This is a genomic window from Conexibacter sp. JCM 18997 (assembly GCF_055391915.1).
Map to the genome: position 1 here is coordinate 4,775,346 of NZ_AP043885.1, position 21,008 is coordinate 4,796,353.

General features: G+C 74.2%; 16 protein-coding genes. 10 read left to right on the plus strand and 6 right to left on the minus strand.

Annotated features, from left to right (window positions below):
- Positions 1–12 precede the first annotated feature (12 nt).
- The 3 genes from ACZ5UI_RS23980 to mobA are packed head-to-tail and all read left to right on the plus strand — an operon-like array spanning position 13 to position 2,826.
- On the plus strand, positions 13–1,662 hold the full coding sequence (locus ACZ5UI_RS23980) for a formate--tetrahydrofolate ligase (RefSeq protein WP_464191854.1): 1,650 nt from the start codon (positions 13–15) through the stop codon (positions 1,660–1,662).
- A gap of 4 nt (positions 1,663–1,666) precedes the next feature.
- Positions 1,667–2,215: a cyclodeaminase/cyclohydrolase family protein gene (locus ACZ5UI_RS23985; protein ID WP_464191856.1), complete on the plus strand. Its 549-nt coding sequence runs from the start codon at positions 1,667–1,669 to the stop codon at positions 2,213–2,215.
- Positions 2,212–2,826, plus strand: coding sequence for a molybdenum cofactor guanylyltransferase (gene mobA / locus ACZ5UI_RS23990; RefSeq protein ID WP_464191858.1), 615 nt, complete (start codon positions 2,212–2,214; stop codon positions 2,824–2,826). Before ACZ5UI_RS23985 ends, mobA begins: the two co-directional genes overlap by 4 nt.
- Here the strand turns inward: mobA and ACZ5UI_RS23995 are convergent.
- The gene (locus ACZ5UI_RS23995; RefSeq protein ID WP_464191860.1) at positions 2,812–3,714 is read right to left on the minus strand and encodes a LysR family transcriptional regulator; all 903 of its coding nucleotides are present in this window, start codon (positions 3,712–3,714) and stop codon (positions 2,812–2,814) included. The two genes, mobA and ACZ5UI_RS23995, sit on opposite strands and share 15 nt — an antisense overlap.
- Before the next feature lie 84 nt (positions 3,715–3,798).
- Here ACZ5UI_RS23995 and ACZ5UI_RS24000 point away from each other — a divergent pair, with 84 nt between their 5' ends.
- From ACZ5UI_RS24000 to fdhD, 4 genes are read left to right on the plus strand one after another with little or no spacing between them, the layout of a single operon-like run.
- On the plus strand, positions 3,799–5,454 hold the full coding sequence (locus ACZ5UI_RS24000) for an NAD(P)H-dependent oxidoreductase subunit E (RefSeq protein WP_464191862.1): 1,656 nt from the start codon (positions 3,799–3,801) through the stop codon (positions 5,452–5,454).
- On the plus strand, positions 5,451–6,083 hold the full coding sequence (locus ACZ5UI_RS24005; RefSeq protein ID WP_464191864.1) for a 2Fe-2S iron-sulfur cluster-binding protein: 633 nt from the start codon (positions 5,451–5,453) through the stop codon (positions 6,081–6,083). The genes ACZ5UI_RS24000 and ACZ5UI_RS24005 overlap by 4 nt, the downstream gene beginning before the upstream one ends.
- Before the next feature lie 4 nt (positions 6,084–6,087).
- Complete coding sequence (gene fdhF, locus ACZ5UI_RS24010) at positions 6,088–8,175, plus strand: formate dehydrogenase subunit alpha (RefSeq protein WP_464191866.1); 2,088 nt, start codon at positions 6,088–6,090, stop codon at positions 8,173–8,175.
- 10 nt (positions 8,176–8,185) lie between these two features.
- Positions 8,186–8,941 (plus strand): formate dehydrogenase accessory sulfurtransferase FdhD, encoded by a 756-nt coding sequence (gene fdhD, locus ACZ5UI_RS24015; RefSeq protein WP_464191868.1) that lies wholly within the window; start codon positions 8,186–8,188, stop codon positions 8,939–8,941.
- 259 nt (positions 8,942–9,200) lie between these two features.
- Here the strand turns inward: fdhD and ACZ5UI_RS24020 are convergent, their stop codons facing one another.
- Together ACZ5UI_RS24020 and ACZ5UI_RS24025 are read right to left on the minus strand one after the other, a co-directional pair.
- Positions 9,201–10,160 carry a glycerate kinase family protein gene (locus ACZ5UI_RS24020; RefSeq protein WP_464191870.1) on the minus strand — a complete coding sequence of 320 codons (960 nt, stop codon included), beginning with the start codon at positions 10,158–10,160 and terminating at the stop codon, positions 9,201–9,203.
- Complete coding sequence (locus ACZ5UI_RS24025) at positions 10,157–12,529, minus strand: HAD-IC family P-type ATPase (protein WP_464191872.1); 2,373 nt, start codon at positions 12,527–12,529, stop codon at positions 10,157–10,159. Before ACZ5UI_RS24025 ends, ACZ5UI_RS24020 begins: the two co-directional genes overlap by 4 nt.
- A 38-nt stretch (positions 12,530–12,567) precedes the next feature.
- On the opposite strand from ACZ5UI_RS24025, the gene ACZ5UI_RS24030 reads away from it, so the two are divergent.
- The 3 genes from ACZ5UI_RS24030 to ACZ5UI_RS24040 are packed head-to-tail and all read left to right on the plus strand — an operon-like array spanning position 12,568 to position 15,274.
- A complete protein-coding gene (locus ACZ5UI_RS24030; protein ID WP_464191874.1) occupies positions 12,568–13,188 on the plus strand; it encodes an O-methyltransferase in 621 nt (206 codons plus the stop codon).
- Entirely contained in the window at positions 13,188–13,865 is a 678-nt protein-coding gene (locus ACZ5UI_RS24035; protein ID WP_464191876.1) for a hypothetical protein, read from the plus strand. Before ACZ5UI_RS24030 ends, ACZ5UI_RS24035 begins: the two co-directional genes overlap by 1 nt.
- Positions 13,866–13,900: 35 nt before the next feature.
- The gene (locus tag ACZ5UI_RS24040; RefSeq protein WP_464191878.1) at positions 13,901–15,274 is read left to right on the plus strand and encodes an FAD-binding oxidoreductase; all 1,374 of its coding nucleotides are present in this window, start codon (positions 13,901–13,903) and stop codon (positions 15,272–15,274) included.
- Here ACZ5UI_RS24040 and ACZ5UI_RS24045 read toward each other — a convergent pair whose 3' ends face one another.
- From ACZ5UI_RS24045 to ACZ5UI_RS24055, 3 genes are read right to left on the minus strand one after another with little or no spacing between them, the layout of a single operon-like run.
- Positions 15,275–16,726 carry a gluconokinase gene (locus tag ACZ5UI_RS24045; protein ID WP_464191880.1) on the minus strand — a complete coding sequence of 484 codons (1,452 nt, stop codon included), beginning with the start codon at positions 16,724–16,726 and terminating at the stop codon, positions 15,275–15,277.
- Complete coding sequence (locus tag ACZ5UI_RS24050; RefSeq protein WP_464191883.1) at positions 16,723–18,096, minus strand: GntT/GntP/DsdX family permease; 1,374 nt, start codon at positions 18,094–18,096, stop codon at positions 16,723–16,725. Before ACZ5UI_RS24050 ends, ACZ5UI_RS24045 begins: the two co-directional genes overlap by 4 nt.
- Before the next feature lie 20 nt (positions 18,097–18,116).
- The gene (locus ACZ5UI_RS24055) at positions 18,117–20,900 is read right to left on the minus strand and encodes a helix-turn-helix transcriptional regulator (protein ID WP_464191885.1); all 2,784 of its coding nucleotides are present in this window, start codon (positions 20,898–20,900) and stop codon (positions 18,117–18,119) included.
- Positions 20,901–21,008: the final 108 nt, after the last annotated feature.

The following is a 21,008-nucleotide window of genomic DNA, read 5'->3' on the forward strand; positions in this document are numbered from 1 at the left end:
ACATACGCGGCGATGAAGAGCAACCTCGAGATCGCCCAGGACGCGCAGCTACGGCCGATCGACGAGATCGCCGCCGCGCTGGGCCTGCGGCCCGACGAGGTCGAGCCCTACGGCCGCTACAAGGCGAAGATCGCGTTGAGCGCCACCGACCGGCTGGCGGGCCAGCCGCAGGGCAAGATCGTCTGCGTCGCCGGCATCAACCCGACGAAGGCCGGCGAGGGCAAGACGACGACGGCGGTCGGCCTGACCCAGGGGCTCGGCCACATCGGGCGCAAGCCGGTGCTGTGCCTGCGCGAGCCGTCGCTCGGCCCGGTCTTCGGCATCAAGGGCGGCGCGGCGGGCGGCGGCTACACGCAGGTCGTCCCGATGGAGGACCTCAACCTCCACTTCACCGGCGACATCCACGCGATCGGCGCGGCCAACAACCTGCTCGCGGCGATGGTCGACGCGAGCATCCTGCACGGCAACCCGCACCGGCTGGATCCGCTGTCGGTCACCTGGCGGCGCAGCGTCGACATCAACGACCGCGCGCTGCGTCAGATCACCGTCGGCCTGGGCGGGCGGGCCAACGGCTATCCGCGCGAGAGCGGCTTCGACATCACCGCCGCCTCGGAGGTCATGGCCATCACCGCGGTCTCGCGCGACTGGGGCGACCTGCGGCGGCGCCTGGGCGCGATCACCGTCGGACACACCTTCGACGGCACGGCGGTCACCGCCGAGGACCTGCAGGCCGCCGGCGCGATGGCCGTGCTGCTCAAGGACGCGCTGAAGCCGAACCTGATCCAGACGCTCGAAGGGCAGCCGTGCCTGATGCACTGCGGGCCGTTCGCCAACATCGCCCACGGCAACTCGTCGCTGGTCGCCGACCTGCTCGGCCTGCGGCTGGGCGAGTACGTGATCACCGAGTCGGGCTTCGGCTCGGACATGGGCATGGAGAAGTTCTTCGACATCGTCTGCCGGGTCGGCGGCCTGGTGCCCAGCGCGGTCGTGCTCGTGTGCACGGTGCGCGCGCTCAAGCACCACGGCCTGGGCGAGGACCGCGCTGCGCTGGAGCGCGGGATCGGGAACCTGCGCCGGCACGTGGGGATCGTCAAGACGTTCGGCCTGCCCTGCGTCGTCGCGGTCAACCGCCGGCCGGGCGATGCGGATGACGAGCTGCAGTGGGTGCGCGAGCAGGCGCTGGCCTTCGGCGCCGACGCGGCCGAGCTGAACGAGGGCTTCGAGCGCGGCGGCGAGGGCGTCGCGGACCTGGCCCGCGCGGTGGTCGACGCCTGTGAGATCCCGTCGGACTTCGAGCTCGTCTACCGCGACGAGGACACGATCGTCGAGAAGATCACCGCGGTGGCGACCAAGGTCTACGGGGCCGGCGACGTCCTGCTGTATCCCGAGGCCGAGCACAAGATCGCCGAGCTGGAGCAGGACGGCCTGGGCGCGCTGCCGATCTGCATGGCTAAGACGCAGTACTCGCTGTCGGCCGACCCGACGCTGCTGAACGCGCCGGAGGGCTTCACCCTGCCGGTGCGCGACATCCGCGCCTACACCGGCGCGGGCTGGCTGGTGCCGTTGTGCGGCGACATCATGCAGATGCCGGGCCTGGGCCGGACGCCGGCGGCGTTCGGCGTCGACCTCGAGCCTGACGGCCACATCGTCGGCCTGTTCTGAGCCCGTGACCGCCGACTTCGACGCGCTGCTGGGCGAGCTGGCGGCACCCACCCCGGCCCCGGGCGCGGGCAGCGCGGCGGGTTGGACGGCGGCCCTGGCCGCGGGCCTGGCCGAGATGGCCGCGGGGTTGACCCAGGGCGGAGCGTCCGCTGTGCACGCCGCCCGCGCGGCGCACCTGCGCGCGGCCGCGCTGGACCTGGCCGCGCGCGATCGCACCTCGTTCGCCGCGGTGATCGAGGCGCGCCGGGCGGGCGGCGACGACGCGGCGGCGCTGGCCGCCGCGGCCGAGATCCCGCTGGCGCTGGCCGCGCTGGGCGCGGAGCTGGCCGAGCTGGCCGCGGGTCTGGCGGCGAAGGGCAACCCGGCCCTGGAGGGCGACGCGACCGCGGCGACCCTGCTGGCCGAGGCGGCGGTGCGCTCGGCCGCCCGGCTGGTGGAGCTGAACCTGGCCCACGAGCCCGGCAGCGAGCGCCATGCGATCGCGGCCATGCACGTCGAGCGTGCGTCGTCGGCCCGCGACGCGGTCCTGCGGCGGGACGGCCGCGCCGGATGACCGCGGCGGGCGTCGTGCTCGCCGGTGGACGCTCGACGCGCATGGGCCGCCCCAAGGCGGCGCTGGAGTGGGGGGCGACGAGCCTGCTCGCGCACGTCGTCGGGCGCGTGGGGGACGCGGTCGACGGCCCGGTGGTCGTCGTGCGCGCGGCAGGCCAGGCGCTGCCCGTGCTGCCGCCCGACGTCCGCGTCGTCGAGGATCCGCGCGAAGGCCTGGGCCCGCTGCAGGGCCTCGCCGCCGGGCTGGCCGCGGTGGCCGAGGCGCCGGTCGCCTTCGTCACGGCGACCGACATGCCGCTGCTGGAGTCGGCCTACGTGCGCCGCGTGCTCGCGCTGCTGGGTGACGCCGACGTCGTCATGCCGATGGTGCTCGGCCACCGCCAGACGCTGGCCGCCGCCTACCGCACGAGCCTGGCGCCCGTGGCCGCGGCGCTGGTCGCCGAGCTGCGCCTGAACCCCGGATTCCTGCTCGAGCGCTGCCGCGTGACCTGGGCCGACGAGGCGCTGCTGCTGGCCGATCCCGCGCTGGCCGCGGTCGACCCCCACCTGCGGTCGGTGACCAGCGTCGACACGCCCGAGGACTACGCGGCGGCGGCGCTACACCGGCGATAGGAGCTCGGCGTCGAGCTCCAGCGGCGCGAACAGGCTCATCAGCTCGGCCACGACCGGCGTCTGCTGGCCGCGCGCGTCGGCGACCAGGCCGACGACGTGCTCGACCGTGGGCAGCACGAGCGACACCGCGACCAGGCCGGGCGGGAGCGGGATCGTGTGCAGCCAGGACTGCGCGGTGACCGCGGCCAGCCCGGCGCCGGCGTGCGCGACCAGCGTCGAGATCGAGTTGGTCTCGATCGCCGGCTCGGGCACGACGCCCGCGCGGGCGAACGCGTCATCGACGATCCGGCGGTGCTGCATGTCGCCGGTCAGCAGGCACAGCGGCAGCGCCGCCGCCGCGCGCCAGCCGATCGTGCTGGCGGTGCCCAGCTGCTCGGCCGAGCCGACGATCAGGTAGCGCTCGCGCCACAGGCTGAGCGCGTCGACGTCGGCCAGCGGCTCGTTGTCGAGGTAGGTCAGGCCGGCGTCGAGCTCGCCGTGCTCGAGCCCGTGGGCGATCTCGCGCGAGGTCATCGAGCGCAGCTGCACCCGCATGCGCGGGTGCGCGTGGCGGAACCGGGCCGTGACCAGCGTCGACGCGGTCAGCGCGGTGGGGATGGCCCCGATGCGCAGCGTGCCCTCCAGGCCGCTGCGCAGCCGATCGACCTCCTGGTTGAGCGACTGCACGTCGGTCAGCGCGCGGCGCGCCCACACGAGCACCCGCTCACCCTCCTCGGTGAAGCCCTCGAAGCGACCGCTGCGGCGCACCAGCGGCACCCCCAGCTCCCGCTCCAGCGCGCGGATCGCGGTCGACAGCGCGGGCTGGGAGACGTGGCAGGAACGCGCCGCGGCGCCGAAGTGGCGCTCCCGGTCGAGCGCGGCGAGGTACTCGAGCTGACGCAGCTGCACGCCACCAAACGATAACCAATGCTTATCGCACAATCCACGACCGGCTTTGGACGGGCGCAAGCGGCCGCTCCATGATGTGGGTCCGTGTCGAAGAACCTCGTCGAGCTCATCCGCCGGCACCACGACCAGGACGCGCCGACCGCGTTGCAGGTGCTCAAGGAGGCCGTCGACGACCACGGCGTGATTACCGATGATGATCGCCGCGTCGCCGCCGAGCGCTCGGGTCTGCCCGAGGCGACGGTCTACGGCGTCTCGACCTTCTACGACGACCTGCTGCATCCGCGGGGCCAGCGCCACGTGCGCGTGTGCACCGGCACCGCCTGCTTCGCGGCGACCGGCGACGCCCACCTCGACGCCTTGCGCGAGGGCTTCGGCCTCGAGCTGGGGGTGAAGGCGCCCGACGGCACCGTCTCGCTGGCCGAGAGCGTCTGCCTGGGGTTCTGCCACAGCGCCCCGGCGATCCGCGACGGCGAGATCATCGACGCCGGCCCGGGCGCCGTCGCGCGGATCCTGCGCGACGCCGCCGAGCCGGCGGCCGAGCCGCCCCCGGTCAGCCTGCTGGCCGAGCCGGTCCTGACCGTGGCCGGCACGTGGGACGGCCTGCGCGCCGCTTTGCGCGACACCCCCGAGGCGCTGCTGGAGGCGGTCAAGGAGGCCGACGTGCGCGGCCGCGGCGGCGCGGGGTTCCCGGCCGGCACCAAGTGGCAGTTCACCCGGGCCAACGCGCTCAAGCGCGGCGTGGCGTTCATCGTGGCCAACGGCGACGAGGGCGACCCGGGGTCCTACATCGACAAGTGGCTGATGGAGTCCAACCCGGCGCTGCTGCTCGAGGGGATCGCGCTGGCCGGCTACGCCGTCGGGGCCCAGCACGGCTTCGTCCTGACCCGCTCGGAGTACCCGCTGTCCAAGCCCGCGCTGGAGGCCGCCGCGCAGGCCGCCCGCGCCGAGGGACTGCTCGGCGAGGACATCCTCGGGTCGGGCTTCTCCTTCGACATCGACATCGTCGAGGGCGCCGGCTCCTACGTCGTCGGCGAGGAGACCGCGCTGCTGGCCTGCCTGCAGGGGCTGCGCGGAACCGTCAGCGCCCGCCCGCCGTTCCCCGCCGAGCGCGGCGTCCACGGCATGCCCACGGTGGTCAACAACGTCGAGACGCTGTCGAACATCCCGTTCATCGCCCGCGAGGGGGCCGCGGCCTACCGCGCGCTCAGCCCCGACGCGACGCCCGGCTCCAAGCTCATCTGCTTCAACGAGCGCTTCGCCCGCCCCGGCATCTACGAGGTCCCGTTCGGCCTGTCCACCCGGACGCTGTGCGAGGACGTCGCCGGCGGGCTGATCGACGGACACGAGATCAAGGCGCTGCAGATCGGCGGACCGCTGGCCGGGATCCTGCCCGCGGCCAAGCTCGACACGCCGTTCGACTTCGCCCAGCTGGCCGCCGAGGGGTGCATGCTCGGCCACGGCGGCATCGTCGCCTTCGACGAGACGACCGACATGCGCGGCGTGGCCCGCCACCTGCTGCACTTCGGCGCGGCCGAGAGCTGCGGGAAGTGCTTCCCCTGCCGGATCGGCATGCGCCGGGCGCACGAGATGGTCGTGGCCGACGCGCCGGTCGACCGCGCGCTGCTGGAGGACCTCCTGGAGACGCTCGAGCTCGGCTCGCTGTGCGCCCACGGCAGCGGCATGCCCGCGCCGATCCGCTCGATCATCGCCCACTGGCCCGAGGAGCTGATCCTGGCGTGAGCATCGAGGTGACGATCAACGGCGCCGCGCTGCAGGTCGAGCCCGGCACGACGATCCTCGACGCGGCCCGCGTGGCCGGCCAGTGGATCCCCACGCTGTGCTTCGACGAGCGGCAGGACCCGTTCGGCGCCTGCCGCGTGTGCATGGTCGCCGTCGAGGGCATGCCCCGCCCGGTGCCCGCCTGCACGACGCCGCTGCGCGACGGGATGGTCGTCGACACCGCGGACCCCGTGGCCCGGCGCGTGGCCGGCGCGGTGGTCGAGCTGGTGCTGTCCGAGCTGCCCGAGCCCCCGGCGGCGCACACGGAGCTGGCTGCGGTGGCCCGCGGCCTGGGCGTCGAGACGACCCGCTGGCCCGGACGCACGCACCCGGTCGACGACGACGACCGCCATCCGTACCTGGCCCTGCGCCACGAGCTGTGCATCTCCTGCGGGCGCTGCGTACGCGCCTGCGACGAGGTGCAGGGCACGTTCGCGCTGACCGCCACCGGCCGCGGCTTCGAGGCGAACATCGCCGCGGGGCTGGACCAGGGCTTCAAGGAGTCCGCCTGCGTGTCCTGCGGCGCCTGCGCCGACACATGCCCGACGGGCGCCATCACCGAGATCTCCCTACTCGCACTCGCGGGGTGAACCAATGACCGACCAGCGCTTTGACTCCGACGTGACCACGACCTGCGGGTACTGCGGGGTCGGCTGCCGGCTGGAGGCGCACACGCGCGGCGGGAAGATCGCCTCGATCAGCCCGGCGCTGGACGGCCCCGCCAACGAGGGGCACACGTGCCTGAAGGGGCGCTTCGCCCACCAGTTCACGCGCAATCGCGAGCGGCTGACCGCGCCGCTGATCCGCGAGAACGGCGCCTTCCGGATCGCCACCTGGGAGGAGGCGATCGGCAAGGTCGCCTCCGAGATCGGCCGCATCAAGGTCGACCACGGCGCCGACGCGCTGGCCGGCCTGGCCTCCTCGCGCGCCACCAACGAGGACTGCTTCGTGATGGCCCGGCTGATGCGCGCCGCGATCGGCACGAACAACCTCGACAACTGCTCGCGCGTGTGCCACTCGCCGACCTCGTTCGCGATGCGCAAGGCCTTCGGGCTGTCGGGCGCGACCGGCTCGTTCAGCGACATCGACCACGCCGACGCGATGATCCTGATCGGCGCCAACCCGACCGCCGGCCACCCGGTCGTCGGCGCCCGCATCAAGCAGGCGGCGATCGCCGGGATGAAGCTGGTGACCGTCGATCCGCGCCGCATCGAGCTGGCCGACTACGGCGTGCTGCACCTGTCGCCGCGGCCGGGCACCAACGCCGCGCTGGTCCTCGGCCTGGCGCACGTGCTGCGCCGCGACGGCCTGGTCGATCCCGAGTTCATGGCCGCGCGCACGTCCGGTTACGAGGTGCTCGAGGACCTGCTGGAGGACTACACGCCGGCCGAGGTCGCCCGCATCACCGGCGTCCCGGCCGCGGATGTCGAGGCCGCCGCGCACATCTACGGCGAGGCCGCCGAGGCCAGCCTGTCCTGGGGTCTGGGCGTCACCGAGCACAAGTACGGCTCCGAGGTCGTGCAGCTGCTGTGCAACCTCGCGCTGATGACCGGCAAGGTCGGCCGGCGCGGCAGCGCGCTGCTCCCGCTGCGCGGCCAGAACAACGTGCAGGGCTCCTCGGACATGGGCGCGCTGCCCGACACCTACACCGACTACCGCCCGGTCGACCACGAGCCCACCGCCCGCGCCTTCGAGGAGGCCTGGGGCGTCCCGCTGTCGCGACGCAAGGGCTACACGATCCCGCAGATGTTCGACGCGGCGATCGCCGGCGACCTGCGCGGCATGGTCATCTTCGGCGAGGACCCGGCCCAGACCGATCCGAACACCAGCCACGTGATCCACGCGCTGGAGTCGCTGGAGTTCCTCGTCTGCCTGGACATCTTCGAGACCGAGACGACGAAGTACGCCGACGTCGTGCTGCCGGCCTCCGCGTTCCTGGAGAAGCAGGGCACGTTCATCAACGCCGAGCGGCGCATCCAGCTCGTCGAGCCGGCGATCCAGCCGCCCGGCGGCGCGAAGACCGACTTCGAGATCCTGACCACGATCTCGCGCGCGCTCGGGCACGAGATGGACTACGCGACCCCCGCCGAGGTGATGGACGAGGTCGCCGCGCTGTCGCCGAACTTCGCCGGCGTCAGCCACGCGCGCCTGGGCCGCCGCGGCCTGCAGTGGCCGGTGGCCGCCGACGGCACCGACTCGCCGACGCTCTACGAGGACCGCTTCACGCAGCCCGACGGCCTGGGCCGCTTCGCGGCGCTGCCCTACCAGCCGCCCGGCAGCGAGGCCAGCGACGAGTTCCCGCTGGTGCTGGTCACCGGCCGCCGCCTGGAGCACTACAACGCCGGCACGATGACCCGGCGCACGGCCAACCTCGAGCTGCTCCCCTCCGACGTGCTGGAGATCCACCCCGACGACGCCGAGCGCCTGTGGGTGACCGACGGCGACACCGTCTCGGTGCGCAGCCCGTTCGGCCGCATCGAGCTCGCGGCCCAGGTCACCGAGAAGATCGAGCCCGGGCACGTGTTCACCGCCTTCCACTTCCCCGAGGTGCGCACGAACCTGCTGATCGGCTCGTCGGCCGACGTCAACACCAGCTGCCCGGAGTACAAGGTGATGGCCGTCGACGTGCGGCCGGTCAGCGAGGAGCCGACGCTGATGCCGGCCCTCGCCGCCCGCGACTAACGTCTGCGCCATGGACGAGCGCATGGTGGCCGTCGTCGAGCACGACGGCCGGCGCGACGAGGTCGCCGTCGAGGAGCCGCTGGAGATCCGCGTCGACGGCGCGGCGCTGACGGTCACGATGCGCACGCCCGGCGCCGACGAGGAGCTCGCGCTGGGCTTCCTGTACGGCGAGGGCCTGATCGACGGCCCGCGCCGCGCGGGCCTGACCGAGGACTTCGCCAACAACACGATCGAGGTCGAGGGCCCGCTGGCCCGCGACCCCGGCGCGCGTCGCTTCTACACGACGTCCTCGTGCGGCGTGTGCGGCAAGGGGTCGCTCGAGGAGGTCGCCGTGCACGCGCCGCCGCTGCACGACGACGCCCTGCGGATCGACCGCGCGCTGCTGGCCGACCTGCCCGAGCGCCTGCGCCAGCCCTCGTTCGCCCGCACCGGCGGGATGCACGCCACCGGCCTGTTCGACGCGACCGGCGAGCTGCTCGCGCTGCGCGAGGACGTCGGCCGCCACAACGCGATGGACAAGGTGGTGGGCTGGGCGCTGGGCGAGGGCCGCGTGCCCTTCGCCGGCCACGTCCTGTGCGTCAGCGGGCGCCTGAGCTTCGAGCTCGTCCAGAAGGCCGCCGTCGCCGGCGCGCCGATCCTCGTCGGCGTCGGCGCCCCGACCTCGCTCGCGGTCTCGCTGGCCGACGATCGCGGCCTGACGTTGTGCGGCTTCGCCCGCGGCGGGAGCGTCAACGTCTACACGCACGCGTTTCGCGTCCGCCCGTAGGGCCGTTGCCCGCTTGATCCCGGTAACCGGGTCGAAGCGGACAACGGCGGGCAGCGAAGGAGAGTGAGCGGTTGCGGCGACGCCACCCTTCGCGAGAAGTGGCACGTCGCCGCTCTCCGCCGGCACCGTTGTCAGCTCGGCGTCGCATAGCGACGCGAACCTGACAACGACCGGCTTGGAGAGTGGGAACGCGCCAGAACTCCGGGCGGCCTGCGGCGCGCGAACCGCCCACGCGCCATCGTTGCCCGTCGTAACCGAATCAGCCCGCCGAAAGCGCCCGGCCTGCGGCCTCAAGCGCCGCGAGGTCGGAGGCCACGGTGACGGACGCCAGCCCCAAGGCGGCAGCCTCCGCATCGGACAGCGCCGAAGAGCCCACCACCGCATGCACCGGCTTGCCCGCCCGCCGCGCCCGCGCCGCCACCTCGCCCACCAGCTTGCCCTCGAAGGTCTGCGCATCCAGGCGCCCCTCGCCGGTGACCACGGCCGCGGCCCGCGACAGGCGATCGTCGAAGCCCACCGCGTCGAGCACCCACGCCGCACCGGCGACCAGCGCCGCGTCGTAGAACGCCCACAACCCGCCGGACAACCCGCCCGCTGCCCCGGTCATCGGCACGCCCCGCGGATCGCGCGGGAAGCTCGCCGCCAGCTCGTTCAGCCGCGCGGTCAGGCGCACGACCGCCTCCGGGGAGGCGCCCTTCTGCGGCGCGTACACCTCGGCCGCCCGCTCGAAGGGCGTCGTCACGTCGCACACGACCACGAGCTCCGCGCCGCGCAGGCCGCCGCGCGCCTCGATCGCCTCGATCGCGCCGGCGCCGCCGTCGGTGGTGGCGCTGCCGCCCACGGTGACCACGACCTGCCGGGCGCCGCTGTCGATGGACAGCGAGATCAGCTCGCCCACGCCGAACGTCGAGGCGGCCTCCGCGTCGCGCTCCTCCGGCGAGACCAAGCCCAGCCCGGCGGCCGCGGCCATCTCGACCACCGCCACCTCGCCGCTGGTGATGAAGCCCAGCTCGGCGGAGACCGTGCGCCCGAGCGGGTCGCGCACCTCGAGCTCGACCACCGACCCGCCGTGCGCCGCGAGGATCGCCTCGAGCGTGCCCTCGCCGCCGTCGGCCACCGGGCAGGCGTCGGCGTCGCCCGCGCCGGCGGCGATCGCGGCGGCCACCTCGCGCGCGGAGAAGGTGCCCTTGAACGAGTCCGGGGCGATCAGCAGCGTCATTCCTGCACTCCCGCGCGGCGGTCGAGCAGCTTGACCACCCGCAGCGCCGACCACAGCGCGACCAGCAGCACGCCGACGCCGATCGCGAACGAGGCGAGCATCTCCCCGGTCGGCACCTCGAGGTCGAAGAAGTCGCGGGCGAACGGGACCGCCGAGACGATCATGAACCCGAGCGCCATCAGCGCGCACAGGCCGGCCACCGCCAGCCGGCGCTTGCCCGGCTCGTCCTCGAGCACGATCACCACCGACAGCCCGGCGACCACCACCGTCTCGACGGTGACCGTGCGCGCGTCGGCCAGCGACACGTCGAAGCCGTAGCGCGCGACCAGGTACCCGGTCAGCGCGCCCAGGCCGCTGGCCACACCCGCCGGGAACGAGAACCGCGCGATCGCCTTCAGGAAGCCCTCGGGTCGCCACGGGCCCTTGCTCGGGGCCAGCGCCAGGAAGAAGGCCGGGATGCCCAGCGCCAGGCTGGAGGCCAGCGTGAACTGGCGCGGCAGCAGCGGGAACACGCCGGTGGGCAGCGCGACCACGACGAGCAGGAACGCGGTCATGATCGCCTTGACCGCGAACAGCCGCGCCACGCGCTGGATGTTGCGCAGGATCTGCCGGCCCTCGTGGACCAGCGGCGGCACCTCGGAGAACTCGCCCGAGACGAGCACGATGTCCGACACCGAGCGGGCCATCTGGGTGCCGCTGCCCTGCGCGATGGCCAGGCGCGCCTGCTTGAGCGCGGGCACGTCGTTGACGCCGTCGCCGACCATCCCGACGTACTCGCCGTCCTCGGCCAGCAGGCGGATGACCCGCTCCTTGCCCTCGGGCGAGATGCGGCCGATCGCCGGCGCAGCGCGGACCGCACGCAGGAGCTCGGCGTCGTCCGCGGGCAGCGCGCGCCCGTCGAGCGCGTCGGTCTCCGCGGCGATGCCGGCGTCGCGGGCGATCGCGCCGACGGTGGCCGGGTTGTCGCCCGACAGCACGCGCAGCGTGACCTCCTCGGCCTCGAAGAAGGCGACGGTCCGGTCGGCGTCGTTGCGCAGCCGCTCGGCCAGGACCACCAGCCCGAGCGGGCGCAGGTCGCCGGGCAGCGGCGCGTCGGGTGCGGCCTCGGGCAGCGGCTGGCCGGCCGAGGCGATGGCCAGCACGCGCCGGCCGCCCTCGGCCTCGCTGTGCGCGCGCTCGCGCAGGGCGGCGCCGGCGTCGCCCTCCAGCAGCGCCTCGGGCGCGCCGAGCACGAAGCGGTCGTCGCCCAGCTGCAGCGCGCTCCAGCGCCGGCGCGAGGAGAACGGCACGGTCGCGCTGGGCGTCTCGACGGCCAGGCCGTCGCCACCGAGCGCGGCTTCGTGCACCGCCTCCAGGGTCGAGTTGCGCGACGGCGCGCTGGCCGCGTAGCGGGCGAGGTCGCAGGCCACGGCCGACTCCTCCAGGCCGGCGCTGGGCACGACGGCCACGACCCGCAGCGCCGCCTCGGTCAGCGTGCCCGTCTTGTCGGTGCACAGCACACTGACGGACGCGAGCGACTCGATCGCGTTGAGCTGCTGGGCCAGCACGCCGCGGCGGGCCATCTTGGCCGCCGACACCGCCATCGTCAGCGACACGAGCAGGATCAGGCCCTCGGGGACGATGTTCACCACGGCCGCGGTCAGCGTCTCGACCGCCTGCGCCTGGCTGACGTCGCGGATCGCCAGCGACACGCCGAGCGCGATGCCCAGCGGGAGCATCACCGCGACGAAGATGATCAGGAGCCGGTCCATCGCCCGCTCCAGCGGCGAGCGCGGGTGGCGGAAGGCCCGCGCGGTGGCCGTCACCTGCGCGGCGCGCGAGTCGGGCCCGACGGCCGTCGCCTCGAACGCGCCCTCGCCCTCGGTGACGAACGAGCCGCTGAACACGGTGCGGTCGATCTCGCCGCGCACGGCCTCCGACTCGCCGGTCAGCACCGACTCGTCCAGCGCGAGCCCCTCGGCGCGCACCAGCGTGCCGTCGGCCACGACCTGGTCGCCCGCCTTGACGCTGACCAGGTCGCCGACCACGACGTCCTCCACCGGGACGTCGCGCGGGGTGCCGTCGCGCACCACGGTGGCCTTGGGCGCCACCAGCGCGGCCAGCGCGTCGAGCGCGCGCTTGGCCCGCACCTCCTGCGCGATGCCGATCGTCATGTTGGCGATCAGGATCCCGACGAACAGCGCGTCCTTGGGGTCCCCGAAGGCGATCGTGAGGATCCCGAAGAACAGCAGGATCCCGTTGAACACGGTGAACGTGTTGGCCACCACGATCGACCGGTACGAGCGGCTCGTCGGGGGCGGAGGCTGGGGCCCACGCGCCTCCAGTCGGCGCTTGGCCTCGGCCTCGGTGAGGCCCTTCGTGTCGCTCACAGCGCGGAAGGCTATTTGAGGTCGGCACCATGTGGGGCATGGATCTCGTCGACCCGGCCGTCACCGACTATGCCCGCGCCCACACGACCGCCCTGGATCCCGGCCTGTCGAACGTGGCCGCGGCGACCCGTGAGCGCATGTCCTCGCCGGGGATGATGGGCGGCCTGATCGAGCTGCGCCTGCTGGAGGCGCTGGCCTTCGCCGCAGGCGCGACGCGCGTGCTCGAGGTGGGCACGTTCACCGGCCTGACGGCGCTGGGCCTGGCCCGCACGCTCCCCGCCGACGGGCGCGTGACGACGATCGAGGCCGATCCCGACACCGCCGCGATCGCCCGCGAGCACCTCGACGGCGATCCCGCGGGCGCGAAGGTGGACCTGATCGTGGGCGACGCGCGCGAGGTGCTGGCCGGCCTGGACGGGCCGTTCGACCTGGCCTGGGTCGACGCGTGGAAGCCGGACTACCCGCGCTACTTCGAGCTCGTGCTCCCGCTGCTGGCGCCGCGCGGCGTGATGGCCTTCGACAACACCCTGCGCAGCGGGCGCGTGCTCGATCCGAGCAACGACACGGCCCAGTTCAACGCGCAGGTCGAGGCCGACCCGCGCGTGCACAACGCGCTGCTGACGATCGGGGACGGCGTGCTCCTGGTCTGGCCCGCGTAATGGCGGCGATCGACGCCCAGATCGATCCACGCGGCGCGCGCTGGGAGCAGCGCCTCCACCTGCCCGTGCTCACCGCCGCCTGGGCCTCGCTGCCCACGGTGTTCCTGTACTTCTCCGATCTGGGCGAAGCCTGGGAGATCGTCGCGGTCTCGCTGTCGTGGGCGATCTGGGCCGTGTTCCTGGCCGAGGCGGTGATCATGCTCGCGGTCGTCGCCGACCGGCGCGCCTGGATCCGCGGCCACCTGTTCGGCCTGGCCATCCTGATCGCCACGCTGCCGCTGCTGACGCACGTGCTCGAGGCGCTGCTGGCCGCCCGCGCCCTGTCGGCGCTGCAGGGCGTGCGCGTGCTGCAGGTGCTCTACCTGGCCAAGGCGGCCAAGCTGCTGAAGTCGCTCAACGTCCTGCACCGCAAGGGCAAGACGCCCCGCCACCCCGCCGTGTGGACCGTGCTGATCCTGGCGCTGTCGGTGGTGATCGTCGGCATCGGCCACAAGATCGCCACCAAGGACAAGGACGACATCACGCCGCTGCACGGCTTCTGGAACCTGCTCAACGACCTGCCCAACTGGGCGCTGGCGCTGTCGGCGGCCGCGCTGATCGCGGTGGTGCTGGGCGCCTTCACCGCGCGCACGCGCCGGGGCGGCAAGTCAGCGGCAAGCGCGGTAGACGCGCGGTAAGCGGACGGAAATAGGGCGCGGAGAGCATCCGCGCCATGTCCTCTCTGGAACTGACCTTCACCCCCGCCGAGGCGCTGGCCGCCCGGCTCACCTGCCCCGTCCACGTCCCCGGCGACGAGACCTGGGACGCGGCCCGCGCCGTGTGGAACCTGTACGTCGACCAGCAGCCCGCCGCGGTCGTCGTCCCGCAGACCACCGATGACGTGATCGCGGCCGTGCAGGCCGCCGCCGACCTCGGGCTGCACGTCGCGCCGCAGGCCTCGGGCCACAACGCGGGCGCCACGGCGTCGCTGCGCGACACGGTCGTCCTGCGCATGACCGCGCTCAAGGGCGTCGAGATCGACCCGGTGGCCAAGCGCGCCCGCGTCGCCGCCGGCACGGAGTGGAAGGAGGTGACCGGCCCGGCGTCCGCGCACGGCCTGGCGCCCCTGGCCGGCTCGTCGCCGCAGGTCAGCGTCGTCGGCTACTCGCTGGGCGGCGGCATCAGCTGGTTGGGTCGCAAGCACGGCCTGGCCGCCGACGCCATCACCGCCATCGAGATCGTCACCGCCGACGGCCGGCTGCGCGAGATCACCGCCGACAGCGACCCGGACCTGTTCTGGGCCGTGCGCGGCGGCGGCGGCAACTTCGGCGTCGTCACGGCGCTGGAGTTCGCGCTGTTCGAGGAGCCCGAGCTGGTCGCGGGCGCGATGTTCTTCCCGCTGGCCCGGGCCGCCGAGATCGTCCCGATCTGGCGGGACGTGACCCGCGCCGCGCCGGACGCGTTGACCACCTCGCTGCGCCTGCTGGCCGTGCCCGACGACCCGTCGATCCCGGAGCCGTTGCGCGGGGGCGCGTTCGTGGTCATCGACGGCGCCTTCGCCGGGCCGGCCGCCGAGGCCGACGCGGTGCTGGCGCCCCTGCGCGCACGGGGCCCGCTGATGGACGGCTGGGGCCCGTGCGAGCCGGCCGCGCTCAGCTACGTGCACATGGACCCCGAGGAGCCGATGCCGGGCGTGAGCGACTCGTTCATGCTCGACGAGCTGTCCGACCAGGCGATCGAGGAGTTCCTCGCGCTGCTGGGGCCGGGCTCGGGTTCGCCGTTCATGATCGCCGAGCTGCGCCACCTGGGCGGCGCGCTCGGGCGTCAGCGGCCGGGCCAGGGGGCCCGCGGCGCGATCGACGGGCAGTACCTCGCGTTCCTGGCCAGCGCGGCGATGTCACCCGAGCTCGTCGAGGCCTCCCAGGCCCGCGGCGCGCGCGTCGTGGCCGCAATGCGCCGCTGGACGTCGCGCGTGACGTACATGAACTTCGTCGAGCGGCCGGCGCACGCGTCGGAGCTCTTCGAGGCCGACGCCTACGAGCGGCTGCGGGCCATCCGGGCCGCGGTCGACCCGGAGCGCCTCTTCGTGGCCAACCACGCCATCTAGCTAGTTCGACGCACTCCGCAGGTGCCGAAAGGCCGGAGCAAGCGCGTCGTAGAGGGATGCGAACACGGGCCGCAGCCCGGCGTAGGAGGCCGCCGCCTCCGCGTCGGGCTGTCGTCGTTGCGTGATCTCCACCAGGTCGGCGGCCCGTTCGATCGAGTCGATCAGGCCCAGCGCCTCCATCCCCAGCAGCGCCGCGCCGAAGCCCGAGCCCTCGTGCCCGGTGGGGAAGCCGACCTCGGTGCCGAGCACGTCGGTGAGCATCTGCCGCCACAGCTCGCTGCGCGCGAACCCGCCGGTGGCGCGCACCTCGACGACGTCGTTGCCCGCCTCGCGCACCGACTCGAGCACGAGCGCGAGCTGTTGGCAGACGCCCTCGATCGCCGCGCGGATCAGATGGCCGCGGCCGTGCGCGCGGGTCAGACCCACGTAGGCCCCGCGCGGCAGCGCGCTCCAGTGCGGCGCGCGCTCGCTCATCAGGTAGGGGAGCATGATCAGGCCGTCGCTGCCCGCGGGCACCTCGGCGGCCAGGGCCAGAAGCTCATCCTCGGCGTGCTCGCCCAGGTCCGGCGCTAGCGCCTCGCCGGCCCACTGGAGCACGACGCCGCCGTTGTTGATCGCGCCGCCGACCGCCCAGCGCCCCGGCGTCAGGGCGTAACAGAAGACGCGGCCCGCCGGATCGGTCGTGGGCCGCTGCACCATCACCCGCAGCGCGCCGCTGGTGCCGATCGACACGGCGGCCACCCCCGGGCGCACGGCGCCCACGCCGAGGTTGGCCAGCGGCCCGTCACCGGCACCGGCCACCACGTCGCCGAAGCGGTGCTTGGCCTCCACCAGCGGGGCCAGCTGACCCGCCTCGACGCCCGCCAGCTCCAGCGCCTCGGCGTCCCAGTCGAGCGCGCGGATGTCGAACAGCCCGGTGCCGGAGGCGACCGAGTGGTCCAGCGCCCACTCGCCCGTCAGCTCGTGAAGCACGAGCTCCTTGACGCCCACGAAGCGGCGCGCGGCGGCGAACGTGTCGGGTTCGCATTCGCGCAGCCAGCACAGCTTGGCCAGCGGTGACATCGGGTGCAGCGGCGTGCCGGTGCGCCCATGCAGGTCGGGATGCTCGGCCTTGAGGCGCTCGGCCTGCGCGCTGGCCCGCGTGTCGGCCCAGGTGATCAGCGGCGTCAGCGGCCGGTCGTGGCGGTCCAGGGCCACGAGCCCGTGCATCGCGGTCGACACCGACAGCCCGACGACCTCGGCACCGGCCTCGCGCGCGGCGGTCCGGGCGTCGCGGATCGCCGCCAGCGTCGCCTCGACCACCAGCGCGGGGTCCTGCACGGCCTGGCCGGCCGCGGGCTCGTCCAGCGGGTAGCCGTGCTCACCGTGGCCGTGCTCGGCGCCGTCGGGGTCGAACGCCGTCGCCTTGGCGCTGGTCGTGCCGACGTCGACGCCGAGGACGACTTCTGTCATACGACGAGATTCAACACCAGCACCAGCACCAGGCCGACCACCGAGATGATCGTCTCCATCACCGACCACGTCTTGATGGTGTCGGCGACCGACATGCCGAAGTACTGGTTGATGAGCCAGAAGCCGGCGTCGTTGACCTGGCTGAAGAACAGCGAGCCCGACCCGATGGCCAGCACGAGCAGCTCGAGGTTGACGTCCTCGCCGGTGCCGGACTTGAGGATCGCGGCCATGATCCCCGCTGCGGTGGTGATCGCCACCGTGGCCGAGCCGGTGGCCAGGCGGATCAGGACCGCGACCAGCCACCCGAGGATCAGCAGCGAGATGTCGATCGACTTGGCCGCCTCGCCGAGCGCCTCGCCGATGCCGCTGTCGATCAGCACCTGCTTGAACGCGCCGCCCGCGCCGATGATCAGCAGGATCGCCGCCGCGGGGGCGAGGCTGTCGCCCAGGAACGTGTTGAGCTTGGCCCGGTCGAAGCCGCGCGCGAAGCCGAAGGTCCACATCGCCACCAGCAGCCCGATCAGCAGCGCGATGATCGGGTCGCCGATGAAGTCGGCCCACTCGCGCTGCCAGCTGCCCTCGTCGAACGCCACGTCGGCGACCGTGCGCAGCAGCATGATCGCCACGGGCAGCAGGATCGTGAAGACGACCGCGAAGACCGACGGCGGGCTCTCGTTCTCAGTCTCCTTGGCCACCTGGTCGATCAGCGCCTGCGGCGGGTCGGCGTGGGCCCAGTGCGTGGCGAAGCGGGCGAACAGCGGGCCGGCGATGATCACGGTCGGGATCGCGATGATGAAGCCGTAGAGCATCGTCTTGCCCAGGTCGGCGTGGAGCGCGTCGATGCCGATCAGCGGCCCGGGATGCGGCGGCACCAGCCCGTGCAGCACGGACAGGCCGGCCAGCGCGGGCAGGCCGACCATCAGGTAGGCGTCGCCCTTGAAGCCGGCCTCCTGCACGCGCCGGGCGACGACGAAGATGATCGGGATCATCAGCACGACGCCGATCTCGAAGAACAGCGGGATCCCGACGATCATCGCCACGAGCGCCATCGCCCAGGGCACGCGTTTGGGCCCGGCGCTGCCGATCACCGCCTCGGCCAGCCGGTCGGCGCCGCCCGACTCGGCCAACAGCTTTCCCAGCATCGTGCCCAGCGCGAGGATCAGGCCGACGCTGCCCAGCGTGTCGCCGGCGCCGCCGGTGATCGACTCGATCAGCTTGGGCGGGTCCTCGCCCGCCAGCAGGCCCATCGTGATGCACCCGAGCAGCAGCGCGACGAACGGGTGGACCTTGGCCCAGGCGACCAGGACGATGACGAGCCCGATCGCCACCGCCGCGTAGATCACGAGCTCGGTGTCGTGACTGTCCCACATGCCGGGGACCGGGCTTCCCGTCAGCTGTTCAGGGCAAACGCGAGCTCTTCGCGCGAGCGCACGTCGAGCTTGCGGTAGGCGCTGGTCAGGTGCGTCTCGACGGTGCGCCGGGTGACGAACAGCGACTGGGCGATCTCCGGGTTCGAGCGCCCGGCGGCGGCCAGTTCGGCCACGCGCCGCTCGGAGGGCGTGAGCGCGTCGGCGCCGCTCAGGCGCACGCGGCGCGGCCGCGCGCCGGTGGCCTGCAGCTCGGCCTCAGCGCGCCGGGCGAGGGCCAGCGCGCCCGCGGCGCCGGCCGCGTCGAGCGCCTCGCGCAGCGGCTCGCGCGCGTCGCGGCGGTGGCCGCCACGGCGCAGCGCGGCGCCCAGATCGACCTGGCAGCGGGCCCGCTCGACGGGCGCCTGCTCGGCGCTGACGGCGGCGATGGCGGCGGTCAGCTGGTCGATCGCCGCGTCGCCCCCGGCGGCCAGCGCGACCGCGCGGCGGGCGACCAGGAGCGTGCGCGGCGCGCCGAAGCGCTCGGCCAGCGCGAGCTCGGTCGCGGCCAGCTCGGCCGCCTGCTCGAGGTCGCCCACCGTCAGCAGCGCCTCGGCCGCGGTCGATCGCCAGGGCAGCACGGACGGGTTGGGCGCGCCCCAGTCGTCCTGCCGGCGGCCGGCCTCGAGCACGTCGGCCAGGCCCGCGCGCACGTCGCCCTGGGCGATGCGCAGGCGGCCGCGGCTGAACAGGACCGGGATGAAGAAGACGTTCTCGGGCAGCTCGCCGGCGGTCAGCGGGGCGTGCTCGAGCGTGGCCTGCGCCGCGTCGGCCTGGTCGAGCTCGAGCAGCGCGTCGACCGCGACGGCGAAGGCCATCGGCAGCCCCAGCGCCCAGCCGTGCGCCTCGGCGGCGGCGATCGACGCCGCGGCGTGGACATGGCCGGCACGCGGGTCGCCGCGCCGGTTGGCCGCGTCGGCCCGGAAGCACGAGGCGATCGCGAAGCCCAGCGCGGAGCCGCGGCCGCGCGCCTCGGTGATGACGTCGGCGAACGCGCGATCGACCTCGGCGAACTGCTCGCACAGCGTCAGCGCGTTGGTGGCCAGGTACAGCGTGGGGGAGTCGCTCGTCTCCGCGGCGAGCAGCGTGCCGCCGCCGTACGCGCGCCGGGCCTGCGCGGCGGTCTGCGCGAACGGATCGCCGGCCAGCGCGTGCTCGTAGGCCAGGTTGGCCAGCCACAGCGGGTCCTCGGGATCGGCGGGCGCCACCGCGATGCGCTGCAGCGACAGCGGGCGGGTGGAGAGGTCCAGGCGCGCGGCGGAGATCAGCTCGGTCTGCAGCCGCTCGACCAGCGACGGGTCGCCGCCCGGCTCGACCGCGGCGCGATCGCACACCTCGACGCAGTCGGCCAGGCGGCCCTGCATGATCAGCGCGCGACCGAGCTCCAGCGCGACGCGGCTGCGCTGGGCCGGATCGGTCTCCAGGTCCCAGGCGGCGCGCAGCGTCTGCACCGCGTCGGGCTCGAAGACGAGCGCCTGCGCGGCGCCCAGCTCGCGCAACAGGGCGGCGCGGACGGGTCGCGACGGAGCCTCGTCCAGCGCGCGGACCAGCAGCGCGACGGCGCGGGCGGGCGCGCCGCGGGCACGCGCCGCGAACGCCGCCTCGCGCAGCAGCTCGATCGCCCAGGGCTCGCCGCAGGACTCCGCCCGCAGCAGGTGGGCAGCGGCGAGGTCCGGCGTGGAGGCGACCAGGCGCGCGGCCTGCAGGTGGTCGCGCGCGCGGCGCGCGGCGCCGAGGTCGTCGTAGACCGCCTCGCGCACGATCGGGTGGGTGAACGCGGGCCGCGGACCGGGCGTCAGCACGTCGGCGGAGGCGAGCCGGTCGGCGGCGGCCGGCGCGTCCTCGGCGTCGACCCCGGCCAGCGTCGCCGCCAGCCGCAGCGGCATGCCCTCGCCCAGCACGGCGATCGCGCCGGCCAGCGCCGTCGCGTCGACGCCCAGCGCGGCGATCCGGGCCAGGACCGCGCGCGAGACGCTGTCCACGCCGAGGCGCGACAGCCGCTGCGCCGAGGCGTCGTCGGCGGCCACCGCGTCGGCGGCCAGCGCGCCCAGCAGCGCCGACAGGTAGAGCGGGTTGCCGGCGGTCACGCGCGCGCAGCCGTCGCAGAAGGCGTCGGTGGCCTCGGGGCGCCCGGCGCGGACGCACTCGGCCACGGCCGCGTCGCTGAGCGCCTGCGGGGTCAGGCGGCGGGCGCCGTCGCGCAGGGCGTCCAGCGCGGCGGGGTCGGTCGGCGCGGCACCGGCGCGGGCGGCGACGACGAGCGCGGCGGGCAGCTCCTCGATCCGCGCGGCCAGGTAGGCCAGCAGGCGCAGCGAGGCGGCATCGGCGTCGTGTGCGTCGTCGAGCACGAGCATCAGCGGCCCGGCGGCGGCCAGCCGCACGCAGAGCACGTGCAGGCCGTGCAGCAGGGGCAGGGTCGGGTCCAGGCCGGCGGGTGGCTCGCCGCCCATCAGCAGCGCGCGGGCCGCGCCCGGGATGGCCAGCTGGTCGGCGGGCGGCAGCTCGGCGAAGGCGCCGGCCAGGAGCGCGACCGCGCAGCCGTAGGGCAGCTCGCGCTCGAGGCCCGCGCCCGCGGCCCGCAGCACGCGCACCCCGCCGAGCGTCGCGTCCTCGATCGTCGCGCGCAGCAGCTGCGTCTTGCCGATGCCAGCCGGTCCGTCGATCACGACGATCGCGCCCGATCCCTCGCGGGCCTGGGCCACCGCGTCCGCCAGCGCCGCGAGCTCGAGGTCGCGTTCGAGCAGCATCACCGTGGCCCCCGCCGCCATGACACCGCGAGTATCGGCCCTGCGGAGGGTGCGTGCAAGGTTCGTGGAGGCTCCACGATGCGAACCGGTGGGCCGCGGGCGGAGGATCGCCGCGTGACCGTCGCTCCG